This window comes from Aquabacterium sp. A08, assembly GCF_011742065.1.
The window spans coordinates 1-16392 of record NZ_JAAQQT010000568.1; the positions used below are offsets into that span (position 1 = coordinate 1).

Consider the following 16392-nt stretch of genomic DNA (forward strand, 5'->3'; position numbering starts at 1 on the left):
GCCTCCAGCGCCTTGGCCGCGGCCTCGGCGGCCACCGGGTCGGCCACGCGCTGGGCTTCCAGCAGGCGTTCGTAGTCTTCGTTGGGGAACTTGGCGTCGATGGGCAGCCACACCGGCGCGCCGTCGTCGCGCTTGCCCGGCAGGCGGATGGCGAAGTCCACCACGTGGCGGCTGCCCGGTCGGGTGGGCACCTGGGTGGCGTACTGTTCGGGGGTGAACACCTGCTCCAGCAGGCCGGCGAGTTGCGCCTCGCCGAACATGCCCCGGGTTTTGACGTTGGTGAGCAGGTGCTTGAGGTCGCCCACGCCGGCAGCCAGGGTCTGCATTTCGCCCAGGCCTTTGTGCACCTGCTCCAAGCGCTGCGCCACGTGCTGGAAGCTCTCGCTCAGGCGCGCCTCCAGCGTCTTGTGCAGCTTTTCGTCCACGGTGGCGCGCATCTCGTCGAGCTTGCCGGCATTGCTTTGCTGCAGTTGCTGCAACTGCGCCTCCAGCGTGGCGCGCACCTCGCCCAAGCGGCGGGCGTTGGCCTCGCTCAGGGCCTGCAGTTGCTGGGTCAGGGTGTCGCCCAGGGTGCCGCGCAGCTGCACCAGCTGCTGGGCAAAGGCGTCGATCTGGGCGTTCTGGGTGCGGGTGGTTTCGGCGCCCTGGCGCAGCAGGGTGTCCTGGAAGGCGGTCAGGGTCTGGGTGACCTCCTGGCGCTGGCCGCGGGCCGACTCGCTCACCTCGCGCCGCAGCTCGCGCTCCAGCCGGTCGAGCCGTTCGGCCTGGGCCGCGAGGGCGGACAGCAAACGCTGGCGGGCGTCGAGCGCGTCGGCGGATTCGGGGAAAACAGGGGGCGGGCGCAAGGTCAGCCAGGCGATCAGGCCGAGCTGGGCCAGGGCCAAGCACAGCAGCCAGAGGGTGGGGATGTCGGTCATCCCCGGATTATCTGGCGCCGCGGCCCAGGCGGCGCCCCTGGGGCCGTGGCGCGGCGGGCCTCAGAGGCGATTGACCGGCGTCAGCGCCCGGCCCTGGGTGAGGCAGGCGATCAGGTTGTCGGCCGCCAGGTGGGCCATGGCCAGGCGGGTGCCGCGGGTGGCGCTGGCGATGTGCGGCGTCAGCACCACGTTGGGCACCTCCAGCAGGTCGGGGTGGACGGCGGGTTCGCCCTCGAACACGTCCAGCCCCGCGGCCGCGAGGCGGCCTTCGCGCAGCGCCTGCGCCAACGCGGCGTCGTCCACGATGCCACCGCGGGCGATGTTGATGAGCGTGGCGGTGGGCTGCATCAGCGCCAGTTCTGCGGCGCCGATGCTGTGGTGGTTCTCCGGGGTGTAGGGCAGCACCAGCACCAGGTGGTCGGCGCGGCGCAACAGCTCGTCCTTGGGCACGTAGCTGGCGCGGCAGTCGGCCTCGGTGGCGGCGTCCAGGCGCGACCGGTTGTGGTACAGCACCTGCATGCCAAAACCGTGGGCGCCCCGGCGCGCGATGCCTTGGCCGATGCGGCCCATGCCGAAGATGCCCAAGGTGCTGCCGTGCACCTCGGCGCCCAGGAACATCTCCACCGCCCATTTGTGCCAGCGCCCGGCGCGCAGGAAATGCTCGCTTTCGCTGACGCGGCGGGCCGTGGCCATCAGCAGCGCAAAGCCGAAGTCGGCGGTGGTCTCGGTCAGCACGTCGGGCGCGTTGGTGCCCTGCACGCCGTGGCGGGTCATCGCCTCCACGTCGAAATTGTTGTAACCCACCGACAGGTTGGCCACCACCTTCAGGCCGGGGCAGGCCTGCAGCAAGGCGGCGTCGATGCGCTCGGTGCCGGTGGTCAGCGCCCCCGCCTTGCCCTGCAAGCGGGCCAGCAAGACGTCGCGCGGCCAGACCGCGTCGTCGTCGTTGGTCTCGACCTCGAAGTGCCGACGCAGCTTGTCGATGACCTCGGGAAAGACCTGGCGGGTCACCAGAACGGCGGGGCGGGCGGGGGGCATGGTGGCCAAACGGTCGGTGGGCGGGAGCGGCGTCAGACGGCCAGCAGTTCCACTTCAAACAGCAGGGTGGCGTTGGGCGGGATCACGCCGCCGGCGCCGCGCGCGCCGTAGCCGAGTTCGGCCGGGATCACCAGGCGGCGGGTGCCGCCCACGGCCATGCCCTGCACGCCTTCGTCCCAGCCCTTGATGACGTGGCCGGCGCCCAGCGGAAAGACGAAGGGCTGGCCCCGGTCTTTGCTGGAGTCGAACTTGCCGCCCTGCTCGCCGTTGTTGAACAGCCAGCCGGTGTAGTGCACGCTGACGCGCTGACCGGCCTGGGCGACGGCGCCCGAGCCGGTCACGGTGTCTTCGTACTGCAGGCCAGAGGGGGTGGTGATCATGCGGAATCCTTGTTCAATGCGGGTGAAAAATGCCCGGGCTCAGTCCAGCCAGGTGGTGAACTGGGCGACCGGTTCGCGCGGGGTGCGGAAGGTGTTGACCTTGTCGGCCGGGTCGGCGTAGCCCAGGGCCATGCCGCAGACCAGCATCTCGTTGTCGCCCGCCCCCACGTGGGGCAGGATGATACGGGCGTAATGGTTCCAGGCCGCCTGCGGGCAAGTGTCCAGGCCGTGGGCACGGGCCGCCACCATCAGGTTTTGCAGGAACATGCCGGTGTCCACCAGCGAGCCACCACCCATGATCTTGTCGATGGTGACCATGAGGCCCACCGGCGCGTCAAAGAACTTGTAGTTGCGCTGGTGCTGGGCGTGCATCTTGTCCTTGTCGCCCTTGCCGATGCCCAGCAGGCCGTAGAGGCTCCAGCCGTTTTCGCGGCGGCGGTCGATGTAGGGGCTGACCCACTGCTTGGGGTAGTAGTCGTAGGCTTCCTGGTACTCGGCGGCCAGGGCCGGGTTGTCGCGGATGGCGTCGTGCGCGCTGCACACCTTGTGCACCAGGGCGTCGCGGCTGGCGCCCTGCAGCACGTACACCTTCCACGGCTGGGTGTTGGTGCCCGACGGCGCGCGGCTGGCCACCTCCAGCAGGTGGGTCAGCAACTCGCGCGGCACCGGTTTGGGCAGGAAAGCGCGCACCGATTGGCGGCCGGTGATGGCGGCATCCACCTGGGCGGCGGCGGGGCTGTGGGCGGTGTCGACAGGGGTCGAGGGGTTCAAGGCGGTCTCCAGAAAGGTTTTTGATTGACGTTGACGTAAACGTCAATTATGGCGCCGATGGGCCTATGCGGCTCAAGGGCACTGCAGGCCGGCCAGTACGGCCTTCAGGTCGTCGGGCAGCGGCACCGGGCGGCGCGTGTCGCGGTCCACGTAGACGTGCACAAAGTGGCCGGCGGCGGCCGTGGTGTCCCCGGCGCTGCCGAACAGGCCCACCTCGTAGCGCACGCTGGAGCGGCCCAGGTGCGCCACCCGCAAGCCGGCGTGCACGGTGTCGGGGAAGGCCAGGCTGTCGAAGTAGTTGCACTGGGTCTCGATGACCAGCCCGATGACCGCGCCGCAGTGGATGTCGAGCACGCCCTGCTCGATCAGGTAGCCGTTGACCGCCGTGTCGAACCAGCTGTAGTACACGACGTTGTTGACGTGGCCGTACACGTCGTTGTCCATCCAGCGGGTGCCGATGGTGCGGAACACCGGGTAGGCCGAACGGGGTTGGGGCTGCGGGCGGGCGGGCGTGTTCATGGCCTGCCATTCTGCCAGCGCCATCCTCAGGCCGCAGCGGCCCCGCCCGGCCACAGCCGCCGCCACTGCTGCCAATGCGACAGTGCCACCCGGTAGCTGTTGACCTGCACCCGCACCGTGGTGGCGATGTCGTGGCCATAGCCGCCGGCCATGGCCATGGCCAACGGAATGCGGCGCTGCCAGGCCCAATCGAACACGCGCCGGTCGCGCGCCTCCATCCCGTCGTCGGACACGCGCAGGCGGCCCAGGCGGTCGCCCTCGTGCGGGTCGGCCCCGGCCAGGTAAATCACCAGACCGGGATCGAAACGCTGCGCCAGCTCGGCCAGGCCCTGCTCCACCGCGGCCAGGTACTCGTCGTCGCCGCAACCGTCGGGGAGTTCGATGTCGCAGTCGCCCGCCTCCTTGCGGAAGGGAAAGTTCTTGGCGCCGTGCACCGACAGGGTGAACACGGTGTCGTCGCCCTGAAAAATTCGGGCGGTGCCGTTGCCCTGGTGCACGTCCAGGTCCACGATGGCGACCCGCAGTTGGGGGCGCCGGCGGGCACGGGCCCATTCGGCCTGCATCAGCCGGGCGGCCACCGCCACGTCGTTGAACACGCAAAACCCGCTGCCCTTGCCGGCGTAGGCGTGGTGGGTGCCACCGGCCAGGTTGGCCGCCACGCCGTCGCCGCCCAGGGCCGCGCGGCAGGCCTGCAGGGTGGCCCCCACCGAACGGCGCGCGCGCTCGGCCATGGCCGGGCTCCAGGGAAAACCGATCTCGCGCTGCTCGGCCGGTGTCAGCGCGCCGTCGCGCACCGCGGCGATGTAGCGTGGCTCGTGCACCAGGGCCAGTTCGCCTTCGCTGGCCGCCTCGGCCTGTTGCAGGCAGATGCCGGGCAGTTCGCTGGCCAAGCGGTCGCGCAACAGGCGGTATTTGGCCATGGGGAAGCGGTGCCCCTCGGGCAGGGGCAGCACAAAATGGTCGGCGTAGTAGGCGTGCACGGTCCGCATTGTGCCCAGTTGCGCTGACGGGCCGGCTGGCCAACCGAATGCCCCGCCAGAGGCGCCCAGCCCATTTTTGCTGCAGCGCAACAAAACCGCTTGCAATTTCGGAAGCGGTCCCTATAATTGAAACCATGTTGCAGCGCAGCAAATCAGCCCAGTCTCTTTCGGGCTCCGCCGTGCGGCACTGAACACAGACCCTTCACCCCACCACTGGAGCACCCGTATGCTGACCGCTGAACAACTGGCCGCCGCCCAAAAAGCCAACCTGGAAACCCTGTTTGGCCTGACCCAAAAAGCCTTCGAAGGCGTGGAAAAGCTGGTCGAGCTGAACGTGCAAGCCACCAAGGCCGCGCTGAGCGAGTCCGCCTCCAGCACCCAGGCCCTGCTGAGCGTGAAAGACGCCCAGGAACTGCTGACCCTGCAAGCCGGCCTGATGCAGCCGCTGGCCGAAAAGGCCGCCGCCTACAGCCGCCAGCTGTACGAAATCGCCGCCGGCACCGGCGCCGAATTCGCCAAGGCCGCCGAAGGCCAGGCCGCCGACGCCCAGCAGAAATTCATGGCCGTGGTGGACAACGTCGCCAAAAACGCCCCGGCCGGTTCCGAAACCGCCGTGGCCGTGATGAAAAACGCCGTGTCCGCCGCCACCAACGCCGTCGAGTCGGTGCAAAAAGCCGTCAAACAGGCCAGCGAAATCGCCGAGAGCAATTTCCACGCGGTGACCAACAACGCCATCGCGGCAGCCAAGCCGGTCGCCAAAAAGCGCTGAACCTCTTTTCTGGTTGTCTCCTCGGGTCTCTTCGAAATCGGATTCAGGGACCCTTTCAAGGCCTCGCTCTGCGAGGCCTTTTTTTATCGACCGCCGGCGGGGCCTCGGCCCGGCGCTTCGGGCTGGCGCTTGGCCTGCCATTGCTCGCGCAGGCGGGGCAGGGCCGCCGCCATGGCCTCGCGCCCGGCCTGCATGGCGCGCTGGCGGGCAGTGAAATCGGCGCTGCCCATGCCGGCCAGCGCGGGGCGCACCAGCACATCGGCCTGCGCCAGCACCTGGCGGTTGATGCTCTGGCCCATGATGCTGAAGGTCTGCAGCAGCACGCGCAGCGCGTCGCCGCCGACGGCCTGGTCGGGTGGGCTGGAAATGTCCACCGCCACCACCAGTTCGGCGCCCATCTGGCGGGCCTGCTCCACCGGCACCGGGGCCACCAGCCCACCGTCCACATAGGCCTTGCCGGCGATCTCGACCGGGGTGAACACACCGGGTACCGCGCTGGAGGCGCGCACCGCCGTGCCGGTGTCGCCGCGCTGGAACAGCACGCCGCGCCCGGTGGCCAGTTCGGTGGCCAGAATGCCCAGCGGCAGGCGCATGTCCTGGATCAACCGGCCCTGCACCTGGCGGTTGACGTAGCGGGCCAGCGCCTCGCCGCGCAGCAGGCCGCGGTTGAAGATCGGTAGGGTCCAGTCGGCGATGGTGGCCTCCTCCATCGCCAGCGCCGCCTGCTCCAGTTGGGCGCCGCCCATGCCGCTGGCGTACAGGGCCGCCACCAGGCTGCCGGCCGAGGTGCCCACCACCAGGTCGGGGCGGATGCCCTCGCGCTCCAACACCTGGATGACGCCGATGTGCGCGAACCCGCGCGCCGCGCCACCGCCCAGGGCCAGGCCCACCCGCGGGGCGCGCAACCGCGGCGGCTCGGGCTGGGGCGGCACCGGCGTGGCGTCGGCCGGGGCACCGGGTGTGCCCAGCCCGGCGCAACCGGCCAGGCCCCACACCGCGCCCAGGCACAGACCCGACAGCACCGCCCGCCGCCTGGGTGCAGACCCGCCCCAGGTTGACCCGGACGCCCGCTGGTGTGGCGTCATGGCCTGCCCATCCACTCTTTAACAATAACGATTCGCATTTGTGTTAGTATATCTGCACCACAACTTCCTCGCCGCCGACACCATGCCGTTCCGCGCACGCCACGCCCTGGGCCTGTTCGCCCTGACCGCCCTGGCCACCACCGCTGTCGCCCAGGACAAGGTCCTGAACCTCTACTCCGCCCGACACTACCAGACGGACGAGGTGATGTACGACACCTTCAGCAAAACCACCGGCATCCAGATCAACCGGGTGGACGCCGACGACGCCGGCATTGTCGCCCGCCTGCGCGCCGAGGGGGCGGCCTCGCCCGCCGACGTGATCCTGCTGGTGGACGCGGCCCGCATGGCCTCGGCCGACAGCCAGGGCCTGTTCCGTCCGATCAAGTCGGCCAAGCTGGACGCGGCCATCCCGGCCAACCTGCGCGCCACGCCCACCGCCAACGGCGTGACCTGGACCGGCTTCTCCACCCGCGCCCGCGTCATCGTCTACGACCCGCTGCGCGTCAAACCCGAAGACGTGGCCACCTACGAGCAACTGGCCGACCCCAAGCTGAAAGGCCTGGTCTGCACCCGCTCGGGCTCGCACCCGTACAACCTGTCCCTGTTCGCCACCGTGGTGGAGCGCCTGGGCGACGCCCAGGGCGAAGCCTGGCTCAAGGGCGTGGTGGCCAACATGGCGCGCCCCCCCAAGGGCGGCGACACCGACCAGATCAAGGCCGTGGCCTCGGGCGAATGCGGCGTGGCCCTGACCAACACCTACTACGCGGCGCGCCTGCTCAAGTCCGGCAAGCCCGAAGACCGGTCGGTGATGGAGAAGGTGCGCGTTGTGTTCCCGAACCAGGGCACCAGCGGCACCCACGTCAACATCGCCGGTGCGGCCGTGGCCAAGCACGCCAAACACCTGGACGCCGCGGTGCAGTTCATGGAGTACCTGGCCAGCCCCTTCGCCCAGGACTACTTCGCCAACGGCAACAACGAATTCCCCGCCGCCAAGGGCGTGAAGGTGGACAACCCGGCCCTCAAGGCCATGGGCGGGGCCCACTTCAAGGCCGAAAACATTCCCCTGGGCGTGGTCGCCAAGAACATGACCAAGGTGCAACAGATGCTGGACCGCGCCGGCTACAAGTGACGCCGCACGGCACCCACGCCACCCCAGGCCCGCCCCGCGCGGGCCTTTTTGCGCCGTGGCACAAGCGCCCGGATTTCGTCCATAATTGACGTTTACGTAAACGTCATACAACCCACCGGAGCAAGCAGATGGAGATAGCAGGCAAAGTGTTCGTGGTCACCGGCGGCGCGTCGGGCCTGGGTGAAGGCACCGCCCGCATGCTGGCGGCCCGCGGCGCCACCGTGGTCATCGCCGACATGCAGGTCGACAAAGGCGAAGCGGTCGCGCGCGAGATCGGCGGCGCCTTCGTCAAATGCGACGTGAGCAACGAAGCCGACGGCCAGGCCGTCATCGCCAAGGCCACCTCGCTGGGCAAGTTCATGGGCCTGGTCAACTGCGCCGGCATCGCCCCGGCCGAAAAGACCGTGGGCAAGAGCGGCCCGCACGCCCTGGCCAGCTACACCAAGACCATCATGGTCAACCTGGTCGGCACCTTCAACATGATCCGCCTGGCGGCCGACGCCATGTGCAAGAACGAACCCGAAGCCACCGGCGAACGCGGGGTGATGATTTCCACCGCCTCGGTGGCGGCCTACGACGGCCAGATCGGCCAGGCCGCCTACGCCGCGTCCAAGGGCGGCGTGGTCGGCATGACCCTGCCGATCGCGCGCGACCTGGCGCGCAACGGCATCCGCAACATGACGATTGCCCCGGGCATCTTCGGCACGCCCATGCTGTTCGGCATGCCGCAGGAGGTGCAGGACGCGCTGGCCGCCAGTGTGCCCTTCCCCAGCCGCCTGGGCACCCCCCAGGACTACGCCAAGCTGGCCCAGCACATCATCGAAAACGACATGCTCAACGGCGAGGTGATCCGCCTGGACGGCGCCATCCGCCTGGCCCCACGCTGAGCCGGCGGCACGGCAAGCACCGCCCCGGGCCGGCCCCGGGGCCGGTGTAAGATGGCCCATCTTTCATTGGGTAACCCGCGCACATGGCCGCACCGACGCCGCAGGACATCGCCAGGGAGGCGGTGAAACTGCTGACCACCCGCAAACTCCCGCCGACCCCAGACAACTTCCAGAGCGCGTACCACGAGGTCGCGGGCACGCGCCCGCTGCGCCCCTTTCCGCTGGACCAACTGCGCCAGATCGGCAACGCCCTGCCCGACCGCACCCCGGCGCAACAGCGCTTCCGGGCGCAGTTCAGCAAGGCGGTGACGATGCACAGCTGGGAAGACCTGGAAAAGGCCCTGGTCCTGACCGTGCGCAACGGCAGCGACCTGCCCAACCCCACCGCCCGGGTCGAGGTGGTAGAGGCCACCGCCTTCCCGCCCGAGCTGCTGGAGCAGACGGCCCGCATCATCCACCACGCCCTGCCCGCGGTGGGCAACGACGACACCAAGGTGGTGGCCCAGGCCGAAGAGCTGGTGACCTACCTGCGGCTGGACAGCCAGCACCCCCCCACCCTGCGCAAGATGATGGCGGACTTTGCCTTCCGCCTGTCATTCGTGGCCGAGGAGCAGGAGCAGATCCGCCGCCAGCTGCTGGCCCTGCTGCAGACCGTGTTCGAGCAGATCGGCGCCATCAGCCCCGACACCCCCTGGCTGCAGCAACAGATGGCCGCGCTGGCCCAGGCGACGCAGCCGCCGCTGTCGGCGCGGCGCCTGGAGGACGTGCAGCGCCGCCTGCGCGACGTGATCCTGCAGCAAACCGAGGCCAGCGAGCAGACGCACCGCGCCCAACAGGCCATGAAAGAAACGCTGGGCGTGTTCCTGGAACGCCTGGCCCAGACCGCCGCCAGCAGCGACCAGTACCAGGCCCAGTTCGAGGACTGTGCCGACCGCCTGGAGCGGGCCCAAAGCCTGACCGATATGGCCCCGGTGCTGCAGGAGGCCATCCAGTCGGCCCGGGCCATGGCGCTGGACACGCGGCGCACCGGCGAAGAGCTGCACCGGCTGCGCGAACGCGCCAGCCAGGCCGAGGCCGAGGTGGAGCGCCTGCGCCAGGAGCTGGACCGCATGAGCGAAGTGGCCAGCCACGACCTGCTGACCGGCGTGCTCAACCGCAAGGGCCTGCTGGAGGTGGTGAACCGCGAGATTTCGCGCGCCGACCGCATGGGCATCGACGTCTGCCTGGCGGTGCTGGACATTGACGACTTCAAGAAAATCAACGACGAGCACGGCCACCTGACCGGCGACGCGGCCTTGAAGCACCTGGCGGACGTGGCATTGAAGTCGCTGCGGCCACACGATTCGGTGGCCCGCTACGGCGGCGAGGAGTTCGTGGTGGTGCTGCCCGACACCACGCCCGAGGAAGCGGTGAGCGCCATCACCCGCCTGCAGCGCGAACTGACCACCCACCTCTTCATGCAGGGCGAGCAGCACCTGCTGATCACCTTCAGCGCGGGCGTGACCCGCATGCACGGCGACGAAACCAGCGCCGCAGCCCTGCACCGCGCCGACCAGGCCATGTACGCGGCCAAGCGCGCCGGCAAGAACCGGGTGGTGCTGGCCTGAGCACCGCCCCGGCCCGGCCGGGCGTCACACGTCGATGGCGGCGGCCGAACCGGCCTGCTTGCGCAGCTCGAACTTCTGGATCTTGCCGGTGCTGGTTTTGGGCAGTTCGCCGAACACCACCGCGCGCGGCACCTTGAAGCCGGCCAGGTGCTGCTTGCAATGCGCCACGATGTCCTCGGGCGTGGTCTGCGCGCCGGCCTTCAGCTCCACGAAGGCGCAAGGGGTTTCGCCCCAGCGGGCGTCGGGTTTGGCCACCACGGCGGCGGCCAGCACCGCCGGGTGGCGGTAGAGCACGTCCTCCACCTCGATGGAGGAGATGTTTTCGCCACCCGAGATGATGATGTCCTTGCTGCGGTCCTTGATCTTGAGGTAGCCATCGGGGTACTGCACCGCCAGGTCACCACTGTGGAACCAGCCGCCGGCAAAGGCCTCTTGCGTGGCCTTGGGGTTCTTCAGGTAGCCCTTCATGGCGATGTTGCCGCGGAACATGATCTCGCCCATGGTTTCGCCGTCCCAGGGCACGGGCTCCAGGGTTTCGGGGTGGCGCACCTGGGCGCCGCGCTGCAGGTGGTAGCGCACGCCCTGGCGGGCGTTGAGGCGGGCGCGCTCGCCAATGTCCAGCGTGTCCCAGGCGTCGTGCTGGGCGCACACCGTGGCCGGGCCGTACACCTCGGTCAGTCCGTACACATGGGTCAGGTCAAAGCCCATCTGCTCCATGCCCTCGATCATGGACGCCGGCGGCGCGGCCCCGGCCACCATGGCTTTGATGCCGCTGGGCAGGCCGACCTTGAGCGCGTCGGGCGCGTTGACCAGCAGCCCGTGCACGATGGGTGCGCCGCAGTAGTGGCTGACCCCGTGCTCGCGCATCAGGTCAAAAATCAGCTGCGCGTCCACCTTGCGCAGGCAGACGTTGACGCCGGCGCGGGCCGCCACCGTCCACGGGAAGCACCAGCCGTTGCAGTGGAACATGGGCAGCGTCCAGAGGTACACGGCGTGCTTGGGCAGGTCCCATTCGAGGATGTTGGAAATGGCGTTGAGGGCCGCGCCCCGGTGGTGGTAGACCACGCCCTTGGGGTTGCCGGTGGTGCCGCTGGTGTAGTTCAGGGCGATGGCGTCCCACTCGTCGCCGGGCAGGTCCCAGGCGAAGTCGGGGTCGCCGCCGGCCAGAAAGTCTTCGTAGGCGGTGCCGCCCAGGGCGGCGTTGGCCGGGCCGTAGAGCGCGTCGGCGGTTTCGATGATGCGCAGCGGCGTGCGGGACTGGCGCAGCGCCAACGCCTTCTGCAGCGTGGCGGCAAATTCCGGGTCCACGAGCACGGCCTGGGCCTCGCCGTGGTCCAGCATGAAGGCGATGGCTTCCGGGTCGAGCCGGGTGTTGAGGGTGTTGAGCACCGCGCCGGCCATGGGCACGCCGAAGTGGGCCTCCACCATGGGCGGGGTGTTGGGCAGCAGGGCCGCCACGGTCTGGTTCTTGCCGATGCCGGCGCGCTGCAGGGCGCTGGCCAGGCGGCGGCAACGGGCGTAGGTCTCGGCCCAGGTCTGGCGCAGCGCCTGCTCGCCCAGGCCGTGGACGATGGCCAGGCGGTTCGGGTACACCTCGGCGGTGCGCTCGATGAAACTCAGCGGGCTGATGGGCGCGAAATTGGCCCCGGTGCGGGGCAGGTCCTGGTCGTAGATCGAGGTCATAGGGCTTCTCCGAGAAAGGGGGCGGCACCCTGCCGCTGTCGCCCCGCACTGTACCCGATCGCCACCCGTGTTCGGGCCCCGGTGGGCGGCCCCGCGATGGGCGAAAATAGCGTGTGGCCATCCCCCAGTCCTTCATCCAGGAGTTGCTGTCCCGCGTCGACATCGTCGAGGTGGTGGGCCGCTACGTCCAGCTGAAAAAGGGCGGCGCCAACTTCATGGGGCTGTGCCCCTTTCACGGGGAAAAATCGCCGTCGTTCAGCGTCAGCCCCACCAAGCAGTTTTTTCACTGCTTCGGCTGCGGCAAGAACGGCAACGCGGTCGGCTTCCTCATGGAGCACACCGGCATCGGCTTTGTCGAAGCGGTGAAAGACCTGGCCCAGCAGGTGGGCCTGCAGGTGCCCGAGGAGGACGTGCCCCCGCACGAGCGGGCCCGCGCCGCCGAGCAGCGCAAAAAGCAGAGCACGCTGGCCGAGGTGCTGCAGAAAGCCGCCGACGCCTACAAGGTGCAGCTCAAGCAGTCGCCCCGCGCCATCGCTTACCTCAAGGGCCGGGGCCTGTCGGGCCAGGTCGCCAAGACCTTCGGCCTGGGCTACGCGCCCGAGGGCTGGCGCTTCCTGTCCACCGTGTTCCCGGACTACCAGAGCCCGCTGTTGGTGGAGTCGGGCCTGGTCATCACCTCGGACGACGCCGGCACGCTGGGCGAGGCCAAGGAGGGCAAGCGCTACGACCGTTTTCGCGACCGCATCATGTTCCCGATCCGCAACGTCAAGGGCGAGTGCATCGGCTTTGGCGGGCGGGTGCTGGACCAGGGCGAGCCCAAGTACCTGAACTCGCCGGAAACGCCGGTGTTCAGCAAGGGCCACGAGCTGTACGGGCTGTTCGAGGCGCGCACCGCCATCCGCCAGGCCGGCCACGTGCTGGTGACCGAGGGCTACATGGACGTGGTGGCCCTGGCGCAGCTGGGCATCGGCAACGCGGTGGCCACGCTGGGCACCGCCTGCACGCCCGAGCACGTGCGGCTGCTGTTCCGCTTCAGCGACGCGGTGGTGTTCGGCTTCGACGGCGACGCCGCCGGCCGCCGTGCCGCGCGCAAGGCGCTGGAGGCTGCCCTGCCCTGGGCCAGCGACACCCGCAGCGTCAAGTTCCTGTTCCTGCCGCCCGAACACGACCCCGACAGCTTTGTCCGCGCCCACGGCGCCGACGCCTTTGCCGAGGCGGTGAAGCAGGCGGTGCCGCTGAGCCGGTTTCTGCTGGACGCCGCCGCCGCCGACTGCGACCTGGACACCGCCGAGGGTCGCGCCCGCATGGCCAGCCAGGCCCAGCCACTGTGGAGCGCCATGCCCGACGGCGCGCTGAAACGCCAGTTGCTGCAAGAACTGGCCGACGGCGTGGGCCTGGACCCGCGCGAGCTGGCCGGGCTGTGGCAGGGGCCGGGCCAGCGCCACGCCGGCGGGCGCGCGGCCCGGGGTGCCCCCCGCTCCGCCCCGGCCGAAGCCCCCCACCCTCCCCAGGGCGGCGACCCCGACGCCGGCTGGCCTGGCCACGACGCCCGTCCCGTCAGCGACCCCGGGGCCACCGCGCGGCCGGCGCGCGCCCCGCGCTCCCCTTCCGGCTGGGCCGCGCGGCCACGCCGCCCGGCCGCGCGCGGCCTGCTCAGCAACGCCGACCGGGTCGCCCGCATCGTGCTGAGCACACCGCCCGCCTGGGAATGGCTGACAGCGGACGACCAGCACCTGCTGGGGCAGGAAGCGGGCGAACACGGCCCGCTGTTCGCCTGGCTGGAAATGCAGTGGCACGAACACGGCGCCCAACCCTGGGCCGCCCTGCGCGAGGCCCTGCGCGGCCAGCCTTTCGAGGGCCTGGCCGTGTCCCTGAACGCCAGTGGCATCGCCCTGGAGCGCCAGGACGGCGAGCCCGCCTCGCCCGAAAGCGCCCCGCCCACGCTGGCCGAAATCCGGCGCGAACTGCGGGAGTTGCTGCGCCGCATGCACATCGAGCACATGAAGCGGCGCGAAACCGAGCTGATCGCCCAGGCCGGCAGCGACCCCGCCGCGCTGGCCCTCTACCGCGCGGTGCACGAAGCGCGCCTGGCCTTGCAGACCGACACGCGCGCCTGAGCCACGGGCCGGGGTAAACCCCGATGGAACTTGGGGCATTGGGTATAATCCAATGTTGACTGCAAGCGCGACAGCAGCACCTCCGGATCGGCCAACACCCCAGACGGGTCATCGGGACCACCTCCCCCGGCCAAGGCGAGCCCCGCCTCCTCCGCAAGGACTGCACCCCAAATGTTCGCCCACACAGCTTGTGGAATGCACCCCGTCACCGGGGTGTGACGTCCGTCGGCACATCTGACGCACCCCGTTTTCATTGCCTGCAGCATCCACCGCCCTGGTCCACGCCGGCCCGGGCAGAAAGCGCCTCTCGTGAGCACCAAAGCCAGCAAAGCCTCTTTGACCAAAGCCGCCGACGAACTGCTCGCCGCGGCCGCCCAAGCCGAATCGGCCACCGCGCCGAAAAAACGCGCCACCCGCAAGAAAGCGGCCAGCACCGAGGGCGACGACGCCGCCCCGGCCGCACCCAAAAAGCCAGCGGCCAAACGGGGCCGCAAGCCCAAGGCCGCCGAAAAGAGCGAGGCCGACTTTGACGACGCCGACCTGAGCGACATCGACGAGGACCTGGGCGAAGAACCCGAAGCGGTGGAAGCCGAAACGGCCGAGCCGGTGGAGAAGGTCAAGCCGCTGCGGATGAAGATCAGCAAGGCCAAGGAACGCGCCTTGATGAAGGAATTCGGCCTGGACGACACCGTCCTGACCGAAGAAGAGGCCAAGCTGCGCCGCGAGCGCCTGAAAACCCTGATCAAGCTGGGCAAGACGCGCGGCTACCTGACCCACGGCGAGATCAACGACCACCTGCCCGACAAGCTGGTGGAGCAGGAAACGCTGGAAGTGGTGGTGTCGCTGCTCAACGACATGGGCGTGGCGGTGTACGAGCAAACGCCCGACGCCGAAACCCTGCTGCTGAGCAACACCGGCCCCACCGCCGCCACCGAAGAAGAGGCGGAAGAGGAAGCCGAAGCCGCCCTGTCCACCGTGGACAGCGAATTCGGCCGCACCACCGACCCGGTTCGCATGTACATGCGCGAAATGGGCACGGTGGAACTGCTGACGCGCGAGGGCGAAATCGAAATCGCCAAGCGCATCGAAGGCGGCTTGAACGAGATGATGGCCGCGATTTCCGAGTCGCCCGCCACCATCAACGAAATCCTGGCCATGGGCGAGGAAATCCGTTCGGGCGCGGTGGTCATCTCCACCATCGTGGACGGCTTTGCCGACTCCAACGAGGCCGACGACTACGTGGCCGAAGAGGACTTCGACGACTACGACGAGGCCGACGACGACGACGGCAAGGGCGGCTCCAAGGCACTGACGCGCAAGATGGAAGAACTCAAGCGCGAGGCGCTGAGCCGCTTCGACGCCATGCGCGAGCTGTTCGAGAAGCTGCACAAGCTCTACGACAAGGAAGGCTACGGCACGCCCGCCTACCAAAAAACCCAAACCGCGCTGACCGAGAAGCTGATGTCCATCCGCTTCACCGCCAAGGCCATCGAAAAACTGTGCGAAACCGTGCGCCAGCAGGTGGACGGCGTGCGCAAGAAGGAACGCGAGCTGCGCCGCATCATCGTGGACAAATGCGGCATGCCGCAGGACAAGTTCGTGGCCGACTTCCCGCCCAACCTGCTCAACCGCCAGTGGGTGGAAAAGCAGGCCGCCGCCGGCAAGCCGTGGAGCACGGTGATCGCGCGCAACATCCCGCCCATCCAGGAACTGCAGCAACAGCTGATCGACCTGCAGGCCAACGTGGTGGTGCCGCTGGAGCAGCTCAAGGCCATCCACAAGCGCATGAACGAAGGCGAGCGCATGTCGCGCGACGCCAAGAAGGAGATGATCGAGGCCAACCTGCGCCTGGTCATCTCCATCGCCAAGAAGTACACCAACCGCGGCCTGCAGTTCCTGGACCTCATCCAGGAGGGCAACATCGGCCTGATGAAGGCGGTGGACAAGTTCGAATACCGCCGCGGCTACAAGTTCTCGACCTACGCCACCTGGTGGATCCGCCAGGCGATCACCCGCTCGATCGCCGACCAGGCGCGCACCATCCGCATCCCGGTGCACATGATCGAGACCATCAACAAGATGAACCGCATCAGCCGCCAGCACCTGCAGGAGCACGGCTTCGAGCCGGACGCGTCCATCCTGGCCGAGAAGATGGAGATGCCCGAGGACAAGATCCGCAAGATCATGAAGATCGCGAAAGAGCCGATCTCGATGGAAACCCCCATCGGCGACGACGACGATTCGCACCTGGGCGACTTCATCGAAGACAGCGCCAACACCGCGCCCATGGACGCGGCCATGCAGGCCGGCCTGCGCGAGGTGGTCAAGGAGATTCTGGACAGCCTGACGCCGCGCGAAGCCAAGGTGCTGCGCATGCGCTTTGGCATCGAAATGTCCACCGACCACACGCTAGAAGAGGTGGGCAAGCAGTTCGACGTGACGCGCGAGCGCATCCGCCAGATCGAGAGCAAGGCGGTGCGCAAGCTCAAGCACCCGAGCCGCAGCGACAA

General features: G+C 68.9%; 14 protein-coding genes. 6 read left to right on the forward strand and 8 right to left on the reverse strand.

The genetic code is table 11. The annotated features are described in order from the left end of the window. The 6 genes from rmuC to HA630_RS06555 all read right to left on the reverse strand — a co-directional run. Nucleotides 1–917: DNA recombination protein RmuC (gene rmuC / locus HA630_RS06530; protein ID WP_166833458.1), on the reverse strand; the 917-nt coding region annotated here is incomplete at its 3' end. Nucleotides 918–977: 60 nt separating this feature from the next. Further along, on the reverse strand, nt 978–1955 hold the full coding sequence (locus HA630_RS06535; RefSeq protein WP_166833460.1) for a D-glycerate dehydrogenase: 978 nt from the start codon (nt 1953–1955) through the stop codon (nt 978–980). Nucleotides 1956–1987: 32 nt separating this feature from the next. Then, entirely contained in the window at nt 1988–2335 is a 348-nt protein-coding gene (locus HA630_RS06540; protein ID WP_166833462.1) for an FKBP-type peptidyl-prolyl cis-trans isomerase, read from the reverse strand. A gap of 39 nt (nt 2336–2374) precedes the next feature. Then, complete coding sequence (locus HA630_RS06545) at nt 2375–3106, reverse strand: nitroreductase (RefSeq protein WP_166833464.1); 732 nt, start codon at nt 3104–3106, stop codon at nt 2375–2377. A gap of 72 nt (nt 3107–3178) precedes the next feature. After that, entirely contained in the window at nt 3179–3625 is a 447-nt protein-coding gene (locus HA630_RS06550) for a thioesterase family protein (protein ID WP_166833466.1), read from the reverse strand. A gap of 26 nt (nt 3626–3651) precedes the next feature. Beyond that, entirely contained in the window at nt 3652–4605 is a 954-nt protein-coding gene (locus HA630_RS06555) for a histone deacetylase (protein WP_371809216.1), read from the reverse strand. 226 nt (nt 4606–4831) lie between these two features. Between HA630_RS06555 and HA630_RS06560 the strand changes: the two genes are divergently transcribed. After that, nucleotides 4832–5374 carry a phasin family protein gene (locus HA630_RS06560; protein ID WP_166833470.1) on the forward strand — a complete coding sequence of 181 codons (543 nt, stop codon included), beginning with the start codon at nt 4832–4834 and terminating at the stop codon, nt 5372–5374. An 83-nt stretch (nt 5375–5457) separates the two neighbouring features. On the opposite strand, the gene HA630_RS06565 is transcribed toward HA630_RS06560, so the two are convergent. Further along, nucleotides 5458–6396 (reverse strand): patatin-like phospholipase family protein, encoded by a 939-nt coding sequence (locus HA630_RS06565; protein WP_371809217.1) that lies wholly within the window; start codon nt 6394–6396, stop codon nt 5458–5460. A 145-nt stretch (nt 6397–6541) separates the two neighbouring features. On the opposite strand from HA630_RS06565, the gene HA630_RS06570 reads away from it, so the two are divergent. The 3 genes from HA630_RS06570 to HA630_RS06580 all read left to right on the forward strand — a co-directional run bounded on the left by HA630_RS06570 (nt 6542) and on the right by HA630_RS06580 (nt 10082). Continuing rightward, nucleotides 6542–7588, forward strand: a complete 1047-nt coding sequence (locus HA630_RS06570; protein WP_166833481.1) for an extracellular solute-binding protein — start codon at nt 6542–6544, stop codon at nt 7586–7588. 128 nt (nt 7589–7716) lie between these two features. Then, entirely contained in the window at nt 7717–8475 is a 759-nt protein-coding gene (locus HA630_RS06575; RefSeq protein WP_166833474.1) for a 3-hydroxyacyl-CoA dehydrogenase, read from the forward strand. An 83-nt stretch (nt 8476–8558) separates the two neighbouring features. Continuing rightward, on the forward strand, nt 8559–10082 hold the full coding sequence (locus HA630_RS06580) for a diguanylate cyclase (protein ID WP_166833476.1): 1524 nt from the start codon (nt 8559–8561) through the stop codon (nt 10080–10082). A 24-nt stretch (nt 10083–10106) separates the two neighbouring features. On the opposite strand, the gene HA630_RS06585 is transcribed toward HA630_RS06580, so the two are convergent. Continuing rightward, a complete protein-coding gene (locus HA630_RS06585; RefSeq protein WP_166833478.1) occupies nt 10107–11765 on the reverse strand; it encodes an acyl-CoA synthetase in 1659 nt (552 codons plus the stop codon). Nucleotides 11766–11878: 113 nt separating this feature from the next. On the opposite strand from HA630_RS06585, the gene dnaG reads away from it, so the two are divergent. Next, a complete protein-coding gene (gene dnaG / locus HA630_RS06590) occupies nt 11879–13882 on the forward strand; it encodes a DNA primase (protein ID WP_166833479.1) in 2004 nt (667 codons plus the stop codon). Nucleotides 13883–14191: 309 nt separating this feature from the next. Then, a partial coding sequence (gene rpoD / locus HA630_RS06595; RefSeq protein ID WP_371809218.1) for an RNA polymerase sigma factor RpoD occupies nt 14192–16392 on the forward strand: 2201 nt, incomplete at its 3' end.